The organism is Lysinibacillus sp. NPDC056232 (assembly GCF_042267565.1).
Taxonomy (GTDB): Bacteria; Bacillota; Bacilli; order Bacillales_A; family Planococcaceae; genus Lysinibacillus.
Genome location: NZ_JBHJTF010000026.1, coordinates 55688 through 79869 on the forward strand (window position 1 = coordinate 55688; position 24182 = coordinate 79869).

General features: G+C 37.4%; 26 protein-coding genes, 1 tRNA gene and 1 rRNA gene. 3 read left to right on the forward strand and 25 right to left on the reverse strand.

Annotated elements, in window-relative coordinates:
- Positions 1-134: 134 nt before the first annotated feature.
- From ACFCYJ_RS18140 to groES, 15 genes are all read right to left on the reverse strand, one after another.
- The gene (locus ACFCYJ_RS18140) at positions 135-2369 is read right to left on the reverse strand and encodes a YcdB/YcdC domain-containing protein (protein WP_376075579.1); all 2235 of its coding nucleotides are present in this window, start codon (positions 2367-2369) and stop codon (positions 135-137) included.
- Between the two features lie 136 nt (positions 2370-2505).
- Positions 2506-3678 carry a glycosyl hydrolase family 18 protein gene (locus ACFCYJ_RS18145; RefSeq protein ID WP_483869487.1) on the reverse strand — a complete coding sequence of 391 codons (1173 nt, stop codon included), beginning with the start codon at positions 3676-3678 and terminating at the stop codon, positions 2506-2508.
- A gap of 236 nt (positions 3679-3914) precedes the next feature.
- Positions 3915-4472 carry a hypothetical protein gene (locus ACFCYJ_RS18150; protein ID WP_376075581.1) on the reverse strand — a complete coding sequence of 186 codons (558 nt, stop codon included), beginning with the start codon at positions 4470-4472 and terminating at the stop codon, positions 3915-3917.
- Entirely contained in the window at positions 4472-5017 is a 546-nt protein-coding gene (locus ACFCYJ_RS18155; RefSeq protein WP_376075583.1) for a hypothetical protein, read from the reverse strand. Before ACFCYJ_RS18155 ends, ACFCYJ_RS18150 begins: the two co-directional genes overlap by 1 nt.
- Positions 5017-5526: an RNA polymerase sigma factor gene (locus tag ACFCYJ_RS18160; RefSeq protein ID WP_376075584.1), complete on the reverse strand. Its 510-nt coding sequence runs from the start codon at positions 5524-5526 to the stop codon at positions 5017-5019. The genes ACFCYJ_RS18155 and ACFCYJ_RS18160 overlap by 1 nt, the downstream gene beginning before the upstream one ends.
- Before the next feature lie 430 nt (positions 5527-5956).
- A complete protein-coding gene (locus tag ACFCYJ_RS18165) occupies positions 5957-6688 on the reverse strand; it encodes a hypothetical protein (protein WP_376075586.1) in 732 nt (243 codons plus the stop codon).
- Positions 6681-8018, reverse strand: coding sequence for an AAA family ATPase (locus ACFCYJ_RS18170; RefSeq protein WP_376075588.1), 1338 nt, complete (start codon positions 8016-8018; stop codon positions 6681-6683). Before ACFCYJ_RS18170 ends, ACFCYJ_RS18165 begins: the two co-directional genes overlap by 8 nt.
- A 233-nt stretch (positions 8019-8251) precedes the next feature.
- A complete protein-coding gene (locus ACFCYJ_RS18175) occupies positions 8252-8587 on the reverse strand; it encodes a hypothetical protein (RefSeq protein ID WP_376075589.1) in 336 nt (111 codons plus the stop codon).
- A gap of 299 nt (positions 8588-8886) precedes the next feature.
- Positions 8887-9138 (reverse strand): hypothetical protein, encoded by a 252-nt coding sequence (locus ACFCYJ_RS18180; RefSeq protein ID WP_376075590.1) that lies wholly within the window; start codon positions 9136-9138, stop codon positions 8887-8889.
- Between the two features lie 119 nt (positions 9139-9257).
- Positions 9258-9794 (reverse strand): DUF6241 domain-containing protein, encoded by a 537-nt coding sequence (locus ACFCYJ_RS18185; RefSeq protein WP_376075591.1) that lies wholly within the window; start codon positions 9792-9794, stop codon positions 9258-9260.
- A gap of 425 nt (positions 9795-10219) precedes the next feature.
- A complete protein-coding gene (locus ACFCYJ_RS18190; RefSeq protein WP_376075593.1) occupies positions 10220-10444 on the reverse strand; it encodes a hypothetical protein in 225 nt (74 codons plus the stop codon).
- Entirely contained in the window at positions 10425-10772 is a 348-nt protein-coding gene (locus tag ACFCYJ_RS18195) for a hypothetical protein (protein WP_376075594.1), read from the reverse strand. The genes ACFCYJ_RS18190 and ACFCYJ_RS18195 overlap by 20 nt, the downstream gene beginning before the upstream one ends.
- Complete coding sequence (locus ACFCYJ_RS18200; RefSeq protein ID WP_376075596.1) at positions 10751-11356, reverse strand: tyrosine-type recombinase/integrase; 606 nt, start codon at positions 11354-11356, stop codon at positions 10751-10753. Before ACFCYJ_RS18200 ends, ACFCYJ_RS18195 begins: the two co-directional genes overlap by 22 nt.
- A gap of 125 nt (positions 11357-11481) precedes the next feature.
- Entirely contained in the window at positions 11482-13113 is a 1632-nt protein-coding gene (gene groL / locus ACFCYJ_RS18205; protein ID WP_376075598.1) for a chaperonin GroEL, read from the reverse strand.
- Positions 13114-13262: 149 nt separating this feature from the next.
- Entirely contained in the window at positions 13263-13547 is a 285-nt protein-coding gene (groES, locus tag ACFCYJ_RS18210) for a co-chaperone GroES (RefSeq protein ID WP_376075599.1), read from the reverse strand.
- A 172-nt stretch (positions 13548-13719) separates the two neighbouring features.
- On the opposite strand from groES, the gene ACFCYJ_RS18215 reads away from it, so the two are divergent.
- Positions 13720-14484: a CPBP family intramembrane glutamic endopeptidase gene (locus ACFCYJ_RS18215; protein WP_376075601.1), complete on the forward strand. Its 765-nt coding sequence runs from the start codon at positions 13720-13722 to the stop codon at positions 14482-14484.
- Between the two features lie 93 nt (positions 14485-14577).
- On the opposite strand, the gene tatC is transcribed toward ACFCYJ_RS18215, so the two are convergent.
- The 3 genes from tatC to ACFCYJ_RS18230 form a co-directional block, all read right to left on the reverse strand.
- Positions 14578-15399 carry a twin-arginine translocase subunit TatC gene (gene tatC, locus ACFCYJ_RS18220; protein ID WP_376075602.1) on the reverse strand — a complete coding sequence of 274 codons (822 nt, stop codon included), beginning with the start codon at positions 15397-15399 and terminating at the stop codon, positions 14578-14580.
- A 17-nt stretch (positions 15400-15416) separates the two neighbouring features.
- Positions 15417-15602, reverse strand: coding sequence for a twin-arginine translocase TatA/TatE family subunit (locus tag ACFCYJ_RS18225; RefSeq protein ID WP_049667836.1), 186 nt, complete (start codon positions 15600-15602; stop codon positions 15417-15419).
- 389 nt (positions 15603-15991) lie between these two features.
- The gene (locus tag ACFCYJ_RS18230) at positions 15992-16624 is read right to left on the reverse strand and encodes a redox-sensing transcriptional repressor Rex (protein WP_376075604.1); all 633 of its coding nucleotides are present in this window, start codon (positions 16622-16624) and stop codon (positions 15992-15994) included.
- Positions 16625-16850: 226 nt separating this feature from the next.
- Here ACFCYJ_RS18230 and ACFCYJ_RS18235 point away from each other — a divergent pair, with 226 nt between their 5' ends.
- Together ACFCYJ_RS18235 and ACFCYJ_RS18240 are read left to right on the forward strand one after the other, a co-directional pair.
- A complete protein-coding gene (locus tag ACFCYJ_RS18235) occupies positions 16851-18794 on the forward strand; it encodes an ABC transporter ATP-binding protein (protein WP_376075632.1) in 1944 nt (647 codons plus the stop codon).
- A gap of 644 nt (positions 18795-19438) precedes the next feature.
- On the forward strand, positions 19439-19657 hold the full coding sequence (locus ACFCYJ_RS18240) for a hypothetical protein (protein ID WP_376075606.1): 219 nt from the start codon (positions 19439-19441) through the stop codon (positions 19655-19657).
- Here ACFCYJ_RS18240 and tsaD read toward each other — a convergent pair.
- From tsaD to rrf, 7 genes are all read right to left on the reverse strand, one after another.
- Positions 19654-20673, reverse strand: a complete 1020-nt coding sequence (tsaD, locus tag ACFCYJ_RS18245; protein ID WP_376075608.1) for a tRNA (adenosine(37)-N6)-threonylcarbamoyltransferase complex transferase subunit TsaD — start codon at positions 20671-20673, stop codon at positions 19654-19656. The two genes, ACFCYJ_RS18240 and tsaD, sit on opposite strands and share 4 nt — an antisense overlap.
- Positions 20670-21122 carry a ribosomal protein S18-alanine N-acetyltransferase gene (rimI, locus tag ACFCYJ_RS18250; RefSeq protein ID WP_376075610.1) on the reverse strand — a complete coding sequence of 151 codons (453 nt, stop codon included), beginning with the start codon at positions 21120-21122 and terminating at the stop codon, positions 20670-20672. Before rimI ends, tsaD begins: the two co-directional genes overlap by 4 nt.
- Positions 21115-21822, reverse strand: coding sequence for a tRNA (adenosine(37)-N6)-threonylcarbamoyltransferase complex dimerization subunit type 1 TsaB (tsaB, locus tag ACFCYJ_RS18255; RefSeq protein ID WP_376075611.1), 708 nt, complete (start codon positions 21820-21822; stop codon positions 21115-21117). The genes rimI and tsaB overlap by 8 nt, the downstream gene beginning before the upstream one ends.
- The gene (gene tsaE / locus ACFCYJ_RS18260; protein WP_376075633.1) at positions 21819-22268 is read right to left on the reverse strand and encodes a tRNA (adenosine(37)-N6)-threonylcarbamoyltransferase complex ATPase subunit type 1 TsaE; all 450 of its coding nucleotides are present in this window, start codon (positions 22266-22268) and stop codon (positions 21819-21821) included. The genes tsaB and tsaE overlap by 4 nt, the downstream gene beginning before the upstream one ends.
- A 443-nt stretch (positions 22269-22711) precedes the next feature.
- Positions 22712-23047 (reverse strand): hypothetical protein, encoded by a 336-nt coding sequence (locus ACFCYJ_RS18265; protein WP_376075613.1) that lies wholly within the window; start codon positions 23045-23047, stop codon positions 22712-22714.
- 416 nt (positions 23048-23463) lie between these two features.
- Positions 23464-23539: transfer RNA gene (locus ACFCYJ_RS18270), tRNA-Asp, on the reverse strand.
- Positions 23540-23805: 266 nt separating this feature from the next.
- A 5S ribosomal RNA gene (gene rrf / locus ACFCYJ_RS18275) occupies positions 23806-23921 on the reverse strand.
- Positions 23922-24182 lie beyond the last annotated feature (261 nt).

Sequence of the window (24182 nt, forward strand, 5' to 3'; positions counted from 1 at the left end):
ATAGAAATGATATTTTGGATTGTTTATTTTTACCATAAAATAGAATGGACATAGAGCTATTTTAGCTTCATTCAAAGAAGTTAAAAGGGCATCCCCTAAAATTAGGAGATACCCTTTCATATATCGATTACTGATTAATAATAGTAATGGCGGCCGTTGTTTTCCTCATAAACAGCCTTTGCTAGACGAACTGTAGATATTGCCAAATCTGCATACGTCACTTTCCCAGTAGCATTGAATTTATTTTGCTGACCATCCATTAGTCCCATCGCACTTGCTAAAGCAATATAACCTGCGTATTCCGGTTTAATTGAGCTTGCATCAGCATAGTTTAATTTGAAAATGTCACTATGCTTAGCAGCATTTTCTAAATTCAATACACGTACTAACCATTCTGCAAGCTCTTGACGAGTCAATTCTGTATCTAATGCAAATTGATTACCCGGTTGTATAATACCCATTCTTACAGCTTGTTCAACAACTCCGTATAATGGATGCTTTTTGTCAATATTATTAAAGGATTGCTTCTCGTCGCCTCTTCCATAAGGACTAAAATCATAATGTCCGTATGATAATGATTTAACTAAGATTTTCAAAGCTTCTCCCTTGTTTACAGCTGTATCAGCATTAAAGTTTGCTGGGTCTTTAACTTCCAATACATTTTGTTGTAGTAAATAAGTTAATTCTTCTCCAGCTTTTGAATGAGAAATAGCTGGTTTTCCTTTAGCATCATCAGCAGCATGAAGCCACTTACCAGTTGTTGCATCAATACCATTGAATATACTTCCATTATAAACCGGAGAATATACTAAATCATAGTGGTGCTTATCCTCGCCATCTTGTTTCGCATACTGTAGCTCCAATTTTAACCCTTCATTGAACGTTGCTTTTGCTTTATCAGCAGGAATAGCTTTGTTTACAGACGGCCAGTTATCAATCTTGTGATTATTAATATTTAAAGAACTTAATCTACCATCTGCACTAATACCAACAGAAATTGCATCCCCTACTACGGCAATGCCATTGACAACACGCGGGAAGGAGAAGTAATAGCGTTCGCTATCTTTATCATATATTACATCTTCTAGTGGCTTCGAATAGTTATGAATATAAGACGGAGCCCACTCTTTTAAGTAGCCTATCGCTTTTGCTAAAGCAGCATCTTTTGCAATTGGTTGTACTTTAACATCTGTCTCTATGAAATCTCTACGTATATCCCAGTATTCTGTAATCTCACCTGTTGCTTTGTTTACTTCAAATGATGTACCATAACCACCAGTTTTTATATGATACATATAATTTACTGAATAAATTGTCTCACCATTTTCATTTTCTCTTTCATTAATCGAATCAATTTTCAGCTCCGATTTGCCTGAATCATCTTTTAAGAAAGACTTAGCTAACTCTTCAACTTCTTCTACTGTAACGTTCTTCTTTCTAGGTTCAAGTGGTTGGGATGCCAGTTTTTCTACTTCTTTTTCCTTTGGTACTTCGGAAGTGAAACCATTCATTGTCTTCCACTGCCCATTTAATGCATGTACACCAGCGAAACTTGATGGGGGCATATACGCAAGCTTAGCAATAGATTCACCTGTTTGGTAGTTAGTGTCAATGACATAACGTAAATCAACTGATAAATTTTCTCGAACCTGTGTAAGTATATCTGATTCATTCTTTTTCTGATCTAAGTTATCAAATGTTGCCTTACTAGTTGACTCAGTACTACGATACATATCTGTAACTTCACCATTTGCTAGAACTGTAATATTGAGATTCTCATTAATTAGTGGTACACCATCATGTGTTGGCGAATAAGTGAATGAATACGTAATTGGTTCAGATAAAGGTCTACTAAAACTAAAACCAAAATCACCATACCAATTGTCTTCACGAAGCTTGTAGTTCGCAGTATTCGGCAATTTCTTTAGGAAGTCTTGGGCAATTTTCTTTGCCTCAGTCTCTGAATACTTCACTGGATACAATGCATCCGCTATATTAGCAGGCTGATAGTGGAAATATTCTAATTCTAAATCTTCGCCTTTAAAAGTAAAATCACCATAAACGTCTTTGCCATCGATTGTCTTGTGGAAGCTTAATCCATAGCGTATTGTTTTGTCATCATTAAAGTAATGCACTTCCCCCATTGAGAAATCTTTCTCTGTTACAAATTTGAACTTGTTAGGGAATAATGTATTCAATTGCTTAATAAGCACACTTTTTGATACCTTTGTTTCTGTTGAAGCAACTTGGATCGCCACTCTCTCTTGCGATTCTTTCACATCTGCTGAAGCTTGTGCCATTGGTGAAAGTACACCCACCGAAAATGCAGTAGACGTTAGTATGATACCTAACTTTTTAAATTTTCCCAAAATATACCTCCTAAAATATCATTTACCATAATTATAATATAGATTGCCAGAAATGGAAATCTTATTTTACAGATTATTTATATTTATAAGAAAATAGAACGGACCTGGAGCTATCTTATATTGCTCCTTAAGATTCTCATTTCTTTACTACATCAAAGTTTGACCCGATCAATAACCAATTTTGTGGGAATGGGAGGCCTAACTTCCAATAGCCTACTCCGCGAAGTTTGTACTGTTTGATTAAATTAAACTTCGCTTGAATGGATCTTGCGTCCTCGAACCAAACCACATGTGCTCTACCTTGCTCATCATAATATTCAAAGAACGGAGCTTGAGATCTCAAATCAAACTGAATAGCAGCATTATATTTCTTAGCAATTTCGATCGCTCTTTGTGGACTAACTGCTTCTGCATTAGGCCCCCCCTGGACAAAAGGCAGTGTCCAGTTATACCCATATAAATTCTGTCCAAGTATAATTTTGTTCCGAGGTATCTCACTTACTGCATATTTAACAACCGCTTCTACTTCTGGAAGTGGCGATACAGCCATAGGCGGACCTGCAGAATACCCCCATTCATAAGTCATTAACATAACAAAATCCACTATTTCTCCATGTGCTTTATAATCATGCCCCTCCGTCCACGGACCTCGCTCACTAGCACTTGTTTTTGGAGCTAGCGCTGTCGATACGGTATATCCCTGTGGATGGAATCGACTCACCGCTCTCCTTAAAAAATTGTTATATGCTTCTCGTTGATCGCCCGGCAAATTCTCAAAATCGAAATGAATATCTCTAACGGTTCCTAAACGTTTTGCTTCTTCAAGAATATTATTGAAGAGCAAATCCTGTACGGCTGTACTTTGAAAAATATCTCTCGCTAAATCACCGCTAAAACTAAAATTCTCCAAATTTGAGACAACCATTGCTAGAGAAGCACCTGTATCATTTGCAATTTGCGCCACACCTTGACTTGGTGGTACCTTAAGCGTTCCATCTCGCCTTGCCTCATAGCTAAATAGAGCGAGATACGTTAAAAATGGACCCGCTTCTCTTGCTTGACTTAGTAATGCCTCACTAACGAATGTCCCTCTCGGCTCTAAATATGCCAATGTTTCAGCTCTTGTTTTTGGTTGAGGTGGAATATACAGTCGCATACCAATCGATAAAGGCTGACTCGGACTAATATTGTTGACTTGAGCAAGTGTTAAATAATTCATACCAAAGCGTTGGCCGATTGAATATAAACTATCTCCTGACTGCACATAATAAAAATTTCCGACAATCGGTATCACAAGCGCTTGCCCTATAACTAATCGATTTGGTTCAGGAATTTGATTGGTATCTACAATACTTTGAACTGTTGTCCCGTACGACTGTGCAATACCCCATAAGGACTCTCCTGCCCGTACAACATGTATTTGAATGTCAGTGCCTCCTTCTAGCTTGATAAAATCACACCTATAAAGCTTATGAATATGGAAAGGAAAAGATGTCATTGCTCAGTAAAAACAGATTGTCTAAAATTGAAAAAAAGATCCATCGCTTATTCTAGCGAATGGACCTTATTTTCTGTGATTTTCTTAAAATATTCATGACACGTTCGACAAAGGTTTATAAATAATAAAAAGGAAAGCAATTGAAATAAAGAACCTATAAAATAAACACTTCCCCGTATACTCGCATCAAAATTTATAGAAAATGCCTGTATGACAAAACCGCAAAGCATAAATGCCATGAATTTCTGGTATGTTTTAAATGTTTTAGCTTCAAGAGGTTTATTATTATGAATGTGTAATAATAATTGAAAAACCCAATACATAAAGACGATGAATAAAAATTGCATAAACTGTATTCCAATTTCACCAAGTACCTTATAACCAAGCCATTGATCTAGCTCCACGAAAAATGACATTATCATTAAAATAATGGCAAAATTTTTCGACCAACGCTTTAAGTTATGAAAAGACGGCAACAGATGAATACCGTATGCAAAGAATAGATAGCCAATGAAATCTGGTAATATATCAGGTAATCCAAAAAAACTTAAATCTATAAAAACAAAACCCATTCCACTAAATAAATAATCGTAAGGATCTTTCATTATTTTATACCCCCCTCATCTGTTTTCAACAAGTAGTTATCCTGTTCCTGTTGAATTTCATCTATATTGTCTTGCTTGCTCGTATATTCGTAGGATTCGCTATAGCTTGGTTGCACAATAGGTTCATCAATATTTTGATGCTCTGCATATACTAGGTTCCCTACCCATGCCAAGAAAGACAAAGAAAATGTCATGTAGACAAGTCTTCCCTTCGTAAGCCCCTTGAAATAAACGAACAAAATAAATGACGAGAGCGTAAGCATGAGGAAAATGCACACTATATTAGTAAAGTCTCTTTCCAGATTGATGGTTAACTGTGCTGCACTTTTCAAATTGAACGGTTGTCCTGTACCAATGATGAATACAAATAGAAGAACAGCTAGCGTCACTGGAACCGTTAATATTGTTGCAATAGAAAATCTTGTTGTCTTCTTTATATGAGTCTTTTGGAGTTTTTGACGTATTTCATTTGAGACATCTACATCTAGCTCTTTATCAGGGCGTTTTTTTAGTGCATCAAATAAATCGTAATCACGTTCTTCCATCAATCATACCTCCCTACCTTTTTTCGAAGCCTCGCCATTGCTCGGTGAAAATCAACACGCACCTTGACTTCCGAGATACCTAAAATCGAAGCTGTTTCTTGAATCGTGTAGTCTTTTAGCATTCTGCAAATAATGATTGTCCGATCATGTGATTTTAATGTCATTAATGCTTCTTGTACTGTTTGCCATTGCTCATTTTTCTCCACAATTTCTAAAGGCTTTGACACTTCCCTCAATACGGGCTGCCAGCTAAGTTTTTCTGTTAATAAACGTTTTATTTTCTGCCTTCTATGTATATCTACTGCTGTATTCCGTGCAATTGATAAGAGCCAAGTTTTTACTTTATCTTTATCCTTTAATTTATCTAACTGCTTCATCGCCTTAAAAAACGTTTCTTGCGTAATATCCTCTGCCTCTTGTTTGCTATTTGTATAATAAAGCGCAAAATGATACACATCACGATGATAACAATCGTACAAATGTTCAATTTTAAATATATCCTGATGCAAAACTTCACCCCACTTTCTACACTCACAAATAAGTCGTCGCAACAAATTATTTGTTACACTTTTCCCATTTATTTTTACACAACTGGCGTACTTTTCATTGTTTGAATCGTTGTAAATGTTGCACATATTGGTGGTGTCGATCCTGAGGCAAGTCATTCTACAATTGATAATGTGTAATGTCATTGTGGAGGAATTAGCGAAGTTATTCCCGTCTGAACGCTTTCCTGGGGCGTCCAGTCACCACTACAATCAACCATTTCACTTAACATGTAACTTCTGGCATGTTGCTCTAATTTATATTTTGTCTTCTACACAATAAAATACCCTCCAACGATTAATGGAGGGCATAGACATTAACTGCCCGTTAAAGCCTTTTGGTGAAGATTAAAAATCAGCGGGAGCTGTGGCCCCCACTGATTAAAGTTACACTCTATTGTACATTTGATTTAATCATTTCAAATAATAACGGCACATTCGTTCCACGCTGTAACGAATTGCAGCCCTCCATTAAAAATGACCAACTCATTTTCATTTTTTCTTTATACGGAAGCTCTGCGTTAACTGGAAGATAGACTTTTAAAAACTCTTCTATGGAACTCGATAAACTGTCCATAAATTCATCAGCCTTTTGCACCTTTTCCGTTGCTACTTCATTGCGCTCATTCCATAGTACATGCTCTAAGTTTGTAGAAAAATAGAATAGCTGATACGGTATTCTTAATCGTTGAATGCTAAAATGATCATTCGCCACTAGGATTTTGGCATTATTCGCCTTCATTTCATTGCGTTGCTCGATTTGCTCCTTACGCTTCTCAGACTTCACCAATATCGCATCTTCTGTATAATATAAATTTTGCTCAATATCTTCTTTCACTTTGACAAATTCTGGAGCAACAAAACAACCGTCTGCATCAGTAATATGAACGACAGCAGTTAAATCCTTCGCTAAAAACTTATACTTCTCCAAATAGTTCTGAATCACTCGCGCAACACTATTTTTAATATTAGGTATCCTCTTATGAGCATCCCATTTCGTTAAAATATCCTCCCGTTGTACATCGAAGCGAACCGTAGAACTTGCAAAATGTTCTTCTAGATAATCCTCTAAAACAATTTGCTCCGTCTGTCCCTCTACAATGATTAAAAGAACCTTTTTAGTCACGCTGGACACCTGCTTTTCTAAAGGCACGCTTAATTTTAAATATCTTCGTTTCTTTATAAACCTCTTCATCTTGTCCGCCCAACTGAATTGCACGTAAATAAACATCCCGAGCATTATTTACCTCTTTAATACCCTTTAGCTGCATATAACGACGTTCCTCATTCGTTGTCGTAAACCATAAGTTTTTAATAGCAAGCACCTCTAACACGCGTAAATTATGAGACGTAAAAATAAGCTGGCCTTTTCCGTCCTCATCAATCACTGTTAACAACTCACCTAATAAATATTCAAAAACACCAGAATCTAATTCATCAATCACTACACAAGCATTCGGGTTATTATAAACGGCAATGAGCACACTGAGTACAGAGATAATTTTCAAAATCCCTTCTGACTCTGTCCGTAGTGGTAATTCGCGCTCCCCTCGCTGTGATAAAAATTCAAAACGGATTCCTTTTTCTCCATTATCCATAGTTTGTTTTGTAATTACATTAATCTTTATAGTCAGACCTGGAATAATCGCTGATAATACACGATTACTTTGCTCTATTACTTCACATAACACATTAAACGTATCCTCTGGCAATAACGCTGGCCCTTTCAAATTGTAAGGGATAGAACCACGAGTTTTTTCTAGATGGATACTAAAGGGCATGATGCGCTCCTCAAATAATGGTGCGATATTTTGATTATTAACAACATGTAAATCTCGATTAAAATCTATTGCTAAATTATGAAGTAATTGCATTTCTAGCTCTGATAGCCTGTCCTGTAATATTGGCTTTAAATCTTTATGAAAGGCAAAGGACGTATATTGTTTTTTAGATAGTTGATGAATGACTAGTAATTGGATCCGCGTTTGTTCATTCATATCAGAAAGATTTGCTTTACGTAGTTGTATGTCTTCCTCTGTCACATTAATTAGAATCTTTGAACGCTTTCCTTTCTCATTCTCTCTGTAGGCTATACGTTCAACCGTTGTGTACAGTCTGTTTTGATCTTCTTGTAACTCTACATAATAATTGAGGGAAAATGCGCCAAATTGATTTTCTACAAGAAACTCGAACTCAATACTTGCCGTATCCTCCCCTGCCATAATTAATCTCTTTTCCTGAGACGGTAATTTCATTTCAGTAATCCAGCCGGAGATAAGTGCCTTTAGCAAGCCAAATGCATCAACAATAGTTGTTTTCCCTGAACCGTTTTGTCCGTATAAACCTACAACATTAGCCTTAAAAAATGTCTCAAAATTCACCGTTAAAACAATTTCACCATGTCGTACATTACGTAAATTTTGTATCTTAATTTTCTTGATTTTTATAATGTCCATTTATCTAAAACATCCTTTAATAATATTTCCTTTTATTATAATTAAATTTGATATATTTTATAACATTTTATATTTTAACGAATTATACAAGTATTGCTCTTTCACCGAGTTTAATGCCTACGACAATCATAATAGTGGGCATATGTTAGAAAAGAAAAACGAAGAAAGGTGTGTTTCATTGGTCAATCCTAGATTAAATCCCGAAGATGTTGATGTTACTATTCCGTTTCACCCTAGCATGCCTTCTGGTAGTCCATATCCATCTTTAAACCCATTACCGTATCCGCCGCGTCCTCCGCAGCCATATCCACCACAACCATATCCACCGCGCCCTCCGCAGCCATATCCACCACAACCATATCCACCGCGCCCTCCGCAGCCATATCCACCACAACCATATCCACCGCAACCATATCCACCACGTCCTCCACAGCCATATCCGCCGCAACCATATCCACCACGTCCTCCACAGCCATATCCGCCGCAACCATATCCACCACGTCCTCCACAACCATATCCGCCACAGCCATATCCACCACGTCCTCCACAACCATATCCGCCACAGCCATATCCACCACGTCCTATGCCATTTCCAGGCGGGCAATCTCCTGGCTTTCCGGGCCAACCAGGTTTACCAGGATTCCCTGGACTAAACCTACCAGGAATGTAGATTTGTCACCTGACATATTTGGAAGTCCAAAATGACAATCAGCAAATGAAAATAATTTAAAAAGATGGTTTTCTTCATATATAAATGAAAAAAGAACGTACCACGTTTGGTACGTTCCATTTGAATATTCATTTGTGCATATACCATACACAATCATTTAAAATGCGTTAAATCAACAGCAAATGACGTTTGATGATGTTATTGATCTCGTGATTTATTTGTGGTCAATTCTATTAAGTCTGCGATAAATTCGGGAGTCTCAGTGAACACAAATACTTGAAATTTGGCGTTGCGCTTGTTCCGCATTGTATGGTCCAAATTGTGGCCCAATTTTATCAATTCAAAAGCGAGCGTTTTTTTATACACGTTCTTCATTCCATAGGCTTTTGCGTTCAAAGCGATATTTAAATGATAAAGCTCTTTGTCTGTTAGCGGTTTTTCTTCGTTCATATATAAAACCTCCACCGATAATTTTTTTGTATCTTAGTAATTGGTGGATTTTAGTAATTAATATTGTGATAACAAACTGATAAATGGCGGACAAATAAAAATAGTGTTATTACTGAGCGCTATTTATCATATAAGTCATATGTTAAATTGTGTTCTACATATTCTTTTTCTTCCTCGTCAGTCAATAAACGAGTTGCTTTTCCTGAATTTCTTGACTCGTCACCTCCTTGCATCTCCCAAATGGAATTGTGGTCATCAATTGCTTGAGAAAAATCACCTTTCGACCATCTCTCCAATATTGAAATGTAAAGTTCTTTATATTTATAATCGTTCATTTTAACAACAGCTAACAATCGGTCAACTTTAGCCTGTGTTATTTGCGTGTGACCCCATTTTACTTTAGCTTCAACTTTTTGATGAGACATGCTATGAATGGCTTCGTTCACTTTGTGCTCTATTAAATTGTCAGGATATAACAATTCTTCTTTTGTAACAATTTTATCTTCAAGCGTTACTCCAGCATGTTCAACAGTTGCTTTTTCTTTTTCGGGAGCAGGTTTTTCTATTTGATTTGTGAATTGAGTGTAAGCATAAGCTCCACCGATGATGACCAATACTGCAATGATAACGATTGCCGATTTTGTTTTTCTCTGCATATTATTAAACCTCACTTATAATTTGTATGTAATTGTTTAATTCGGTTTATTTTATGTAATTAGGTTAATAATAACAAATTATTGAAATTAAGTTCAATGGGTACTCCCAGTTGCTAGGAGCACCTATATACACAATGTATATAGCGTGTTAACCAGCGTAAGTTTACGCTCGTTGATTAAATACAACGAATACAAATCTGTATGCGTTAAAATAGGTAAGTCCGTCATAGGTGCTCTCTATAGCGGAGAGTACCTCAAAGGTTGTGTTGTGATTACAACCTTTCACCACATCAAGCGTACCAATGGTTCCCAACTACGAATTTTTTTCACAGTTGGAATGTATCTAATTCGGACAATGTGTCCGAGTTTAACTGAGACATTTGTCGTAGTTGGATTCTTAAATCGGTGGCTCCGATTTCGAAATTCTAATCGTCCCAACCATTTTTCTTTTTCAATTCTTCATACCATTTAGCATGTTCTGCATTTCGTATTTCTGCTTGTTTAATCATTTCTTCCGTTTCAGGGTCTTTAGGAAAAGCAATGTAAATAAATGCTACAAATACACCAATAATCATGGCAAGAATGCATAATGCTATTGCCACTGTCTGCACGACATCGCTCTTAACGGTTTTAATAATAATTGCTTTCATCAGAAATAATCTCATAGCAAAGCAGATTCTTCTTTCGATAACGGTCCAATTTTAGGAGCAAGGAGCAAGGAGCAAGGAGCAACATAATCATACTTTTAACTCGACCATTGAGGTAATTTATTTGGTCATCTGATAACGAATCAACCCAAGCACGAAGTTCACAATCTTTTACCCATTCTTCGTATCGTTCATCTGACATGTCATTTGGTCTATCTGGTTTATTAATTGTAAGGACTCCCTGTTTTAGGGCATCCTCTTGCTCATTCAATTTATCCAATTTGTCCTCAATCCTCGTCAATTGCGTAATTAATTGTTCATTGAACTCCATTTGATCCACTCCTTTTTCATTCTGCGTACCGTAATCGGTATCGTTTCTTTTCTTCTTGTTTTCCCAAAGATTGATATTGATCTATTTACAAAATCAACGTCTCTCCATTGCAAATTAACAATTTCACCTCTTCTGATACCTGTACCAAGGATTAAAACAATAACCATGTAATCACGATATGCCACGTATGTTTTTTCACGTTGTTTAATACGTCTATAGAAGTTAAGCATCTGTTTAATTTGAGCGTCAGTAAAAACTTCAATCTTAGTATCTTGCTTTTGCATTTTGACCTTGTGGGCAGGATTTTTCGATATGACTTCACATTCAACCATGTAATTTAAAAATGCACGTATTCGCAAAAGTTTAGCATTAATTGTGTTTGGTTTATCGCCTCTTTCTTGGCAAATGAGTAAATGCTGTCGCACATGATTGTAAGTAATGTCCTCAACATTTATTACTTGGTTCTCAGCGCAATAATCAATGAATTTGCCTAAAAGCATTTTGTAATTTTGAATGTTCGCTTTTGTTGTGTTCTTGAATTTCCCGTCATCTAAAAAATCTTGATATGCAAATTTAAGCAACAAAAAAACCACTCCCCTTGTTTACAGAGAAGTGGTTATTGTTATTGAAATTAATTATTTACATGACTGCTTCACAAATTGGGTGAAAAATAGCAGTAACTATTTCTCAAGATGTAAGGGAAAAACCCTTACATCATTCCGCCCATGCCACCCATACCAGACATATCTGGCATTGCTGGAGCTGCTTCTGGAATGTCTGCTACAACTGCTTCTGTTGTTAAGAATAGAGCTGCTACAGATGCTGCGTTTTGTAGAGCTGAGCGAGTTACTTTCGCTGGGTCTACTACGCCCGCTTCCATCATGTTTACCCATTCACCTGTTGCAGCGTTGAAACCTACACCGATTTCTTCACGTTTTAAGCGATCTACGATAATTGAGCCTTCAAGACCAGCGTTGTTTGCGATTTGACGCACTGGCTCTTCTAAAGCACGTAGAACAATTTTCACACCAGTTGCTACGTCGCCTTCTTCTGTATCTGCAACCTTTTCAACTGCTGCATATACGTTAAGAAGTGCCGTACCACCACCTGATACGATACCTTCTTCAACTGCTGCACGAGTTGAGTTAAGAGCATCTTCAATGCGTAGTTTGCGTTCTTTTAGTTCTGTTTCTGTTGCAGCACCAACTTTGATGACTGCTACACCGCCTGCTAATTTTGCAAGGCGTTCTTGTAATTTTTCTTTATCGAATTCTGAAGTTGTTTCAGCAAGCTGAGCACGGATTTGACCAATACGTCCTTCGATTGCATCTGCACCGCCAACACCTTCTACGATTGTTGTATTGTCTTTTGTCACAACCACTTTTGCAGCGCGACCAAGTGATGTAATATCAGCTGATTTAAGGTCTAAGCCTAATTCTTCTGTAATTACTTGACCACCTGATAAAATTGCGATATCTTCAAGCATTGCTTTACGACGGTCACCAAATCCTGGAGCTTTAACCGCTACAGCATTGAATGTACCACGAAGTTTGTTCACTACAAGTGTTGCAAGCGCTTCACCTTCAACATCTTCAGCGATGATTAATAGTGGACGACCTTGTTGTACCACTTGTTCTAATAATGGTAATACTTCTTGAATGTTTGTAATTTTTTTATCAGTAATTAAAATGTATGGGTTATCTAATACCGCTTCCATTTTATCTGTATCTGTTACCATGTAGTGTGATGCATAACCACGGTCGAATTGCATACCTTCAACTACATCAAGCTCAGTTGTGAAGCCTTTAGATTCTTCAATTGTAATAACACCATCGTTACCCACACGTTCCATTGCTTCTGCAATTAATTGACCTACTTCATCATCTGCAGCCGAGATAGCCGCAACCTGAGCGATTTCCTCTTTGTTGCTTACTGGGCGAGAAATAGCGTGTAATTCTGTAAGGGCTGCTGCAACTGCTTTGTCGATCCCCTTACGAATGCCTACAGGATTTGCACCAGCTGTTACGTTTTTCAAGCCTTCACGAATAATTGCTTGCGCTAATACTGTTGCAGTTGTTGTACCGTCACCAGCGATTTCGTTTGTTTTAGAAGCAACTTCTGCTACTAATTTCGCACCCATGTTTTCGTATGGATTTTCTAGCTCGATTTCTTTTGCAATTGTTACACCATCATTTGTAATAAGTGGTGAACCGAATTTTTTTTCTAAAACTACGTTACGACCTTTTGGCCCTAGAGTAATTTTTACTGCATTTGCTAATTTATCTACACCTTGTAGCATTAATGAACGAGCTTCTTCTGAGAATTTAATATCTTTTGCCATTTGAATTTACCCTCCTGAAATGGAATATTCGTTAAGCTTCATCAATATATTTATAGAAATTTCGCCATACTGTCATTGTCACCAATTCATTTAATTAACTGTGACAATCACTAAAGGCATTCACTTTAATAAACTAAAAAAATATGAACCTATTCAATAATTGCGAGAATATCGCTTTCACGTAAAATTAGGTATTCATTACCTTCATATTTAACTTCTGTACCAGAGTATTTAGAGAAAATAATGCGGTCGTCTACTTTAACGTCAAGTTCTACACGTTGTCCGGTCTCTAATATACGACCTGTCCCAACTGCTACAACTTTACCTTCTTGTGGCTTTTCTTTTGCAGAGTCTGGCAGCACAATACCGAATGCAGATTTTTCTTCTACCTCGATTAGTTCGATAACAATACGATCTCCTAGTGGTCTTAACAAGTGAAACAACCTCCTATTAATTAAATATAAGTTTAAGTTCATTAGCACTCTACCTATCCGAGTGCTAACTCAATTATTATGATAATCAAACAAACTTTTTTTTGCAAGTCAGAACTTCGAAAAATTTTGTTTTCTTTCCATATTCCTCTACAATAGAAAGGTAGCATATTGAATGGAAAGGATTTTGACTGTGACCAATTCTCAAAAAATAAATAAACATAAAAAAACAGCCCTTTATGTTTTACTGATCTATATCCTCATGCAACTATCAGGTAGATGGCTGGCAAAACCGTTTCACAAGCTTGTTATGAGTACAACAGGTTTACCTAGTGAGCAAGCTGCTCCACTTACGCAAGGCTGGTATATCGCTCTTAGCTTTGCCATTGCGTTAATTGTAAGCTTAATCATAACATCTCGCGATAAAACATTTTGGGATATTTATCAAGGAAAGAAAGAAACGATACCGCTATCAATTATGTGGGGTATTATTGGTTTCTTCTTAGTTTTCATTGGTCAAATGATTGGTGCAGCTATCGAAATGGCTATATTCGGCATCCAAGGAGGATCGCAAAACACAGCTGATATTGTAGATATTGCAAAAGGTGCTCCTATTGCGATATTAGCGATTGTCGTATTTGGGCCAATATTAGAAGAGTTCGTCTTCCGCCGTGTGATTTTTGGATCGCTTGTCCAAACAACTAATTTCTGGGTAGCCGCTATAGTAAGCGCCATTTTCTTTGCACTTATTCATAACGACTTCACACATATCTTACTTTATACAATTTGTGGATTGATTTTTGCCTTCTTATATCACAAAACGAAACGCATTTGGACGTCTATTATCGCTCACGTCATGCTGAATGGTTTTGTGACACTTGTACAAGTGTATGCAGAACCATTGCAAAAGTTTCTTCAAGAACTAGAAAAAATGCAATAAAAATCAGTGGGAGTTTTTCTTCCCACTGATTTTTATTTAAAGTTAAGCTGACGAAAAAGCTCGATGCTATTAATTAGCATCGAGCTTCTATTATTATTGATTCAATTCTTCGATTTGACGTCTCTGCTGTTCAAGCGCATCTTCAATCTGGCGTTTTTGCTCAGCTTCTTGTTCTTCCTTCATCCGCATTTCCTCTGATTTTAAGTATTTCTTATAGCCAATACGAGAAATCATAATGCTAATTTCATAAAGAACAAACAACGGTACTGAAACCATTAAGTGCGAAGCTAATTCAGGCGGTGCGATTAAAGCAGCACATACAAATAAACCAAAGTATGAGTACTTACGAATACGAATTAGTAACTCAGGAGATAAAATCCCAATACGCGAAAAGAACAGGACTACAATCGGTAATTGGAAAAGGAAACCAAACGGAATTGTAAGCTTAAATAAAAACGTAAAATATTCATGTATGCCAATCGTTTGCTGAATTTCCAATTCATTTGATAAATTCATCATAAACTTTATGACATAAGGGAATAGTAAAAAATATGAAAAGGACAACCCTGCTAAAAATAATAAAAATGAATACGGTATATAGCTTAAAGTTGCTTTTCGTTCTACGTCCCTTAATCCTGGACTAATAAAAGCCCACAATTGGTACATCAATACCGGCGAAGATAGAATAAATGCTATTAAAAAAACGACTTGGATATAAATTGCAAGTGGTGTTACTACATCAAATGCATGAAGTGTTATATTGTAAGACTCTCCAGTAATTTGAAGGTATTTAACAAGCGGCTTTGCCACAAAGAAGCCGCCAGCCATAGCGAGAACAAAGAAAACGGCAACAATGAAAAGCCGTTTTCTTAATTCTTCTATATGTTCAATGACAGTTAGATCTTTTGGATTCATTCCTCAAACATCCTAACTTACTTATCTAATTCTTTCTTTTTCTTGTCATCATCATCATCGTCGGCTAAACCTTTAGTAGCATTTTTAAATTCACGTAATGTTGAACCAAATGCTTTACCAAGCTCTGGTAACTTCTTAGGACCAAAAATTAGTAATGCGACAATTCCGATAATAATGAGGCTCATAGGACCTATCCCACCCATTAAAGCCACCTCCTCTTTATATCCATCATTTTAACGCATAATTCGCCATTTTGCTAACTAATTATATGTGAAAGTTTTTAGTCACTCTCACATTTTACTTCATATTTATTTTACAGAAACTGTGAGAGCTATACTATCAATTATGCCTCGGCATAATTGCGTCCGGAATCGGTTTTGTGCTTAGGCCTGCAGATGTTTTTTGCGCGAAAGCGTAGCGGCAGCGGCACCGACGCAGGTCAGTTAGCCGTTATCACATGAATGCGATGATTTTAGGCTAACATCCTTTATTAACTCCTTTCCGATTTCCGTGACATCCGCCGGAGGCTTTAACTTCTTTCAGCGGGTGTTTCGACACCCGCTGAAAGAAGTTAAATTATGTACAATTATCACTATTCCTGATTACGAATTAAATAAATGAGTGCCTGCAATTCTACCGACAAATCAATTGTTAAAAGTTGCATTTTATCTGGTACAGTAATACGCTCTGGCGTAAAGTTCAAAATTCCTTTTGCGTTCATCGCTGCTAATCTATCAGCCATTTTCTGTGCAGAGCGTGGTGAAACAGTTAAAATTGCAAGCTCCGCTCCATATTCTGCATACTTTTCTTCCAATAAGTCAGGGTGAAAAACAGGAATATTGCTAATCATTTTCCCTTCTTTTGGGGCCTTTGAATCAAATGCCACAACGATGTGAGTATTATGATTTTTTTGGAAATTGTATTTTAATAAAGCACTACCTAAATTCCCTACACCAATTAACGCTACTTTTGTCGCTTCATGTTGATCGAGCGTTTGGCTAAAAAACTGTAAGAGATGCTGCACATCATAGCCATATCCCTTTTTCCCAAGAGCACCAAAATAAGAAAAATCTCGGCGAATAGTTGCAGAATCAATTTTCATCGCTTCACTTAGTTCCTTCGAAGAAATGCGTTCCATGCCTTCCTGTGCAAAGTTTTGGATAAAACGATAGTAAAGAGGAAGTCTTTTCGTAGTGGCTTGCGGAATTTTTAATTCTTGTTTCAAACTTTTTCCTCCTTAAAATGTATCAAGCTCTATTTATGATACATGCTTTATATTTCTAAGTTTATAATATTTCACTGGAGGATTTTCCTTTAGTTAATAGCGCTTTTACACCACTAAATAAAGGGAAATCGTTTCAATCTTACATGACAGCTTGGAATAAGTAAAGCATCGACATTGCAAGCCAATCGCTCATCCATTACACTAAGGAAGAATTGAGGTGTCAAGAATGATTGTTTTACAGGTCAATCAACTATATAAATCCTTCCTTGCAGATGAAATTTTAAGTGGCGTAAAATTAGAAGTTCAACATCGCGACCGCGTTGCATTAGTAGGTCGTAACGGTGCTGGCAAATCCACTTTACTTAAAATAATTGCTGGTCAAATGTCATATGACTCTGGCGATATTATTATCCCGAAAGGTATACAAATTGGATACCTAGAGCAACATGCTGGTTTAAACTCAACATTGTCGATTTGGGATGAAATGATGACAATTTTTGAGCCACTTATCGCCCAAGAACAAACACTACGATCATTAGAACAACAAATGGCCGACCCAGTTGTTTATGAAAATCCTACTTTATATGCAAAAATAATGTCTGAATACGATCATTTACAGCATACTTTTAAGGATGCGGGTGGCTATCAATATGAATCTGATACACGTTCTGTGCTTCATGGCATGCAGTTTTACCCTGAGGATTACCAAAAGTCAATTAGCTCACTGTCAGGTGGACAACGAACTCGGTTAGCACTTGCTAAGCTTCTTTTAAGTAAACCTGACCTATTAATCCTTGATGAACCTACTAACCATTTAGATATTGAAACCCTCTCTTGGTTGGAATCATATTTAAAGGGCTATGAAGGGGCTATTCTAATTGTTTCCCATGACCGCTACTTCTTAGACCAGGTTGTTTCCATTGTCTACGAAGTATCTCGTCATCGCGTCACAAAATATACAGGCAATTATAGTGCCTATTTAGATGAAAAAGCGAAAAATTATGAGCGTGATTTGAAGCTTTATGAGCGACAGCAAGATGAAAAGGCCAAACTTGAGGAATTTATTCAAAAAAATATTGCTCGTGCTTCTACTACTAAAATGGCACAAAGTCGTCGTAAAATGCTCGAACGAACAGAATGGATGGACTCTCCTGAAGGTGATGAAAAGTCTGCAAGCTTCGGTTTTACAATTGAACGTCAAAGTGGTAACGATGTATTATCTATCGATGACTTAACGATAGGTTATGATGATAAGAAAATATCAAACGGCATCACGCTACGCACTTTCCGAGAAGATCGCATTGCACTTGTTGGACCAAATGGTGTTGGTAAATCAACTTTATTAAAAACCATTGTCAAAGATTTGCTACCACTCTCTGGAGAGATTCGCCATGGTACAAATGTTCAAATTAGTTATTATGATCAAGAACAGGCAAAACTATCGAGTAATAAAAGTGTTCTAAAAGAGCTATGGGATGAATGGCCTTTAATGAATGAAAAAGATATCCGCACAGTGCTAGGCCGTTTCTTATTCAGTGGAGTTGATGTAGATAAAATCGTGTCGTCTTTATCTGGTGGAGAAAAGGCTAGACTTGCATTAGCTAAGTTAATGATGCAAAAGGCAAATTTCTTAATTCTCGATGAGCCTACCAATCACTTAGACTTAGATAGTAAAGAGATACTGGAAAATGCACTGATCGATTATCCTGGAACGCTCTTATTCGTATCGCATGACCGATATTTCATCAATCGAATCGCTACTAAAGTAATCGAACTGTCTGGTGATGGTTCCTTTGAGTACTTAGGTGACTATGATTATTATCTTGAGAAGAAACAAGAGCTACTAGAAATTGCCCAAATGAAGGCTGCTGCTCAACTGCAAGTACAAGCTGATGTATCTGAGAAGATCTCTACCTCTAAAATTGATAAAGAGGCTAAAAAACGAGAACGTCAAATTAGACGCGCGCTTGAGGAACTAGAAGGGAAAATGCAGCAAGTAAATCTTGAAATAGCTCGCTTAGAGGAAGCTCTTTGCGATCCTGAGATTTTCACAGACCACGAAAAAATTACACAGCTCCAGGATGAATTATCCACTTCTAAGGAACAGTACGAGTTGTTTGAAATGGAATGGCTGGAGCTAAGTGAAGAACTTGAAAATATTACTTTATAACATCCCCTACCGAGCTTCTTTCTTTTGCCAATTTTAAGGTAGGCGTCTTGTAAAGCCATGTGCCGTGTCACATGGCTTTTTACTTTACTCGCCTTAATTTCTCATATATATTGGTCAAGTGCTATTTTTCGACAAAAAATGCCCACAACTTTATACACACTATAAATCTAGTAATACCAACATATCAACAGACTTTTCCACATTGTCCACAATTCAAAAATATTTTATTCACATCATTCTGTGCAAAACAGGCTACTATATATTGAATAATCACAAGTTATACACAAGTTATCAACATTTTGTGCATAAGTACGGATGTTCGCTCTTTAATTTCCGTCCTGCCTGTGGATAATTTTCTGAAAAATTTGTCAACTAATTAGATTTAAATCTTCTTATATACACTGTTTTCTCAACAATTTTTTCATAAAAGCAAAAAAGAGGTATTTTAGAATTCAATCTAAAATGCCTCTTTTTCTATAATCAATTATGCCTCAGTATAATTGCGTCCAGAATCGGCGTGCTTAGGCCTGCAGATGTTTTTTGTGCGAAAGCAAAGCGACAGCAACAGCACCGACGCAGGTCAGTTAGCCGTTATTAACTCCTTTCCGATTCCGTGACATCCGCCGGAGGCTTTAGGCCAACAAATGTTTTTTGCGCGAAAGCGTAGTGCTAACGCAGCGGCAGCAACGTGTTTTGTCTGTGCGAAAGCGAAGCGACAGCATAAGGGTTTTATCTGCGCGAAAGCAAAGCGTCAGCGGCAACAGCACGAAGTTGGTCACTCAGTCGTTGCCACAGGACGTAGCGTTCTTAGACTGAGTTCCTCTATTTTAGCGGGTGTTTGGACACCCGCTGAAAGAAGTTAAACCCAGGATTTTAACTCCATTCCAGGGCGACCATTCATTGATAAATTACCACGAATACCTGCTTCAAACATTGGTGTTGCTGCTGCCCCTATCATAGCGGCATTATCTGTACACAGCTTTAATGGCGGTACATACAACGGAATACCTTCTTCCACAAATACAGACTCAAGTGATGTACGTAAGCCTTTATTTGCCGCTACACCTCCAGCTGCAATAACCTGTTTCACTTTATATTCACGTGCTGCCCGTAATGTTTTCGCTGTTAGCACTTCAACTACGCTATCCTGAAATCCTTTGGCAACGGCAGTCGGAGAAATCTCTTCTCCACGCTGATCCATATTATGCTTATAATTAATAACTGCTGATTTCAAGCCACTAAAGCTAAAATCATAAGAACCTTCCTCTAACCACACTCTTGGGAAGGATACAGCCTCATCTCCCTCATGTGCTAATTGATCAATTCGCGGGCCGCCAGGATACGGTAAACCTAAAACACGTGCAACCTTATCATAAGCTTCACCAGCTGCATCATCTCTCGTCTCACCAATGACTTCAAAAGAGCCATGTTCTTTCATATAAACTAGCTCTGTATGGCCACCTGATACAACTAGCGCTAATAATGGGAATTCCATCGGCTGCACTAGTGCATTAGCATATATATGTCCAGCTATATGATGAACACCGATCATCGGTAAATCATTGGCAAATGCAAAGGCCTTCGCGGCATTAATCCCAATTAACAATGCACCTACAAGACCAGGGCCTTCAGTAACTGCCACAGCATCTAAATCAGTTGGCTTCATATTTGCCTGTGCTAATGCTTCTTCTATGACCACTGTAATTTGCTCAACATGATGACGAGATGCAATTTCAGGTACAACCCCACCAAATCGTTTATGACTTTCTATTTGAGATGCAACCACATTTGAAACAATTTCAGAGCCATTTCGAATAATCGCTGCTGCTGTTTCATCACAGCTTGATTCTATTGCTAATATAATTCGATCTTCCATCATAAATTCACCCACATGACAAGGGCATCCTCCCCGTTATCTGTATAATAGCCTTTTCGTATGCCACCGTCTTGGAAATCAAGCTTTCGATAAAGATTTTGAGCAACTGTATTTGTTACTCGTACTTCTAAACTCATGACTTCCATACTATGGTCTTTAGCAATACGCATTGCCTCTTGCATTAATCCTTCACCAATTCCGCGCCCGCGAACAGCCTCTATAACGGCTACGTTCGTAATTTGCGCTGCGTCTATAACCATCCACATTCCACAAAAACCGATAATGTTATTATCGTCATCTATAGCTAACACATAATGTGCATACTGGTTTTCATGTACTTCATAATAAAAAGAGTCTAATGTCCATGGTGTAGAAAATGTAGCAAGTTCAATTTCATACACTGCTGGGACATCTTCAGTTACCATTTTACGATATATTACATTACTACTCATGTGCTTTCTCCTTTTGTTCCTTCAGCCAATTCGCCTCCGCCTCTGCAATACGTTTGTATTGCGGTACAAAATGATGAACAGCATCCACACTTGGTAGCTCCACTTTCGTCGCTAATCGTACTGTTTCACTTGCTCGTGGCAAGTCATGACTATACGGGATGCGTTGCGCATAATCACCTAGCACCTCTACGATTTTATGCCAAAAAACATCTACATCTACTCCAACAAATAAAATCGGTGCTTCTAAAACCTGTAAACGTTCTAACAAGCCATCAATATGATCGTGATAATCATCTATAATTGTTTCAAGCTCACGACCTTTATAAACGGCCGTATAAACATTGCCTCTTCGCGCATCAAAAATAGGACAAATAAACCCATCATATAGTGCTGCATTTGCGGCCAATGACTTTAAGCTAGATATTCCAACTAAAGGCTTTTTCAACGTCCATGCTAATGTTTTAGCAAGCGTCACACCTATTCGTACACCTGTATAAGAACCAGGTCCTTCTGATACAGCAACCGCATCCAACTCGCTTGGCTTTATGCCAGCATTTGCTAGCACTTCTTCAATGGCTGGCATAGCACCTGCCGAATGCGTTAATTTTATATTTTGTACAATCTCTGCGATCACTTTTCCATCTCTTATTACAGCAATAGAAAGTGGTGCATTCGCTGTTTCAATCCCTAACCAAATCATTTCATTAGCTCCTCACATAATGCCTCATATCGCTTTCCAAGAGGTGTTAATACCAATCGTCGTTGATTTTCTCCGATTCGGTAAATTTCTATTCCAAGACGCTCCTGTGGTAAATCCTGTTCAATCAAATGAGCCCACTCGACAACTGACACCGCATCACCATAAAATAGTTCGTCCCATCCAAGGTCTTCATCGCTTTCTGCTAAACGATAAACATCTAAATGATTAAATGGTAAACGCCCCTCATATTGCTTTACAATCGTAAATGTCGGGCTATTGACTGTTCTCTTCACGCCAAGCCCTTTCGCTAATGCTTTCGTAAATGTCGTCTTACCAGCGCCCAAATCACCCTCTAATGTAATTGTATCCTGGGTTTCTAGTAAGCTTGCTAGCTTCAACGCAAAATGCTCAGTATCATCAAGTGAATTCATTATTTTTTCATACATCATCTCTTTTTCCTCTCCTAGCTCCATTACTTCTAGTTTACCGAAACAAGCGTAAATGTTCAAAACATCCAATTGATTTCAAAAAAACAATTACACCTTGGCGTAATTGTTGCAGCTTGTCGACAAAAAGAATTTAAATTACTGTGTATCAAATAAACAAAAGTGATTTTCACTCCGAGTTGGTGCTCATCATGGGATGAGTAGACAAGCTGAAACTACTAATCAATTATGCCTCGGCATAATTACGTCCGGAATCAGCTTTGTGCTTAAATACAAGCAAACCTATGCATGTAGATTTTTAGAGAAAAACGAGATCATTTCAACATCACTACTATACAGCTTATGCAAAAAAAGCATTGGTCCACAGCCTGAAACAATTATGCCTTGGGGTAATTATCGCATCGCTACTAAAACATAGGTAAAATGGGGATAAAAAGAAATACTTATTTTTTTTTACCCTTTACCTCACTAATCTCTTTTTTAACCAATTTATCATCTTTAAATCGTACATTATAAGCTTTTGTCATAAGTATTTCATCATTCCAGCGGTATTGATCTTTTTTCAACATTTCTCCTGCTCCCCCTGCAATTTTTACTACCTCCATATATGTCATACCTTCTTTTAATTTTTCAAATTCCGCTTCATTCATATTTTTTTGCCAGTGATACGCATTGGATTCCTCAATATCTAAAATAGGATCTCCACAGCCTGCTAGTATTACAGCAACACCTATGAGCAAGCTTATATTAAGACGTTTTATGTAATAATAATTTCTCATGCTAACACCTCCGAATCTTTTTCACACGAGAGAAATCGGTAATTATCATCGTAATTTTATAGTTAATGCTCTATTTGTTAGATTTATTACCAACTCTTTATTTCTATCAATCTTCATTAATGTTGTAGTGAAACGCAATGGTAGGTTTTTTTCAAACGCTACGTAAATGCTACACCCATTCCACTGACTGGTTTGTTAACACAGACACTGTAGGGTCTTATCTAGTCAGTTCTTTGCGGGGGTTTCGAGGTATTCACCTCCATCTAAATTGTATTGGATACCTTAAGAAATATTATAAAAGCAATTTTACTGAATAGTATTTAGAAATTATAAATATCCACTAATTTCCTTATATTAACAATAAAAAAAGTTCTTATGATTGAAAAGCATCATAAGAACTATATTATCGTTTATAATGGCGGTCCCGACCGGGATCGAACCGGCGATCTCCTGCGTGACAGGCAGGCATGTTAACCGCTACACCACGGGACCTCTTTAAGACATTTATAAATATATCATAGAAAAGTGAAGTATGCAATACTTATATATATATTTTTCATTTTTATATTCTCTATCTTTTAGGCATCGACTTTGCAAGTAAAATCGTATTTGACTTTAGTAAATAGAAAAAGAGCAACTACAATGACTAGTGTTTTGTAGTTGCTCTTTACATTATTTCATTGCCAATAGTTTTGCTTCTTGTCCATATTAGTTACGTAATAAAAAAAACAACCAGCACACAGCTGACTGTTTTCATTGCCTAGCGACGTCCTACTCTCACAGGGGGAAGCCCCCAACTACCATCGGCGCTAAAGAGCTTAACTTCCGTGTTCGGTATGGGAACGGGTGTGACCTCTTTGCCATCATCACTAGACTATTTTCGGCTTTCAATATACATCGTATTTCTTCGTCAGCTTCTGTCGTTCAGTCAGTCACGTACTTGAGTACGCTCCTTCCCTCTCTCCATCGCTTCCTCGAACTACTCGTATCTTGAAACCCTTAATTGAAAGAATTATTCTTTCAAAACTGGATAAACGGTGCATTGAATGTTTCAAACATTTTGGTTAAGTCCTCGATCGATTAGTATTCGTCAGCTCCATGTGTCACCACACTTCCACCTCGAACCTATCTACCT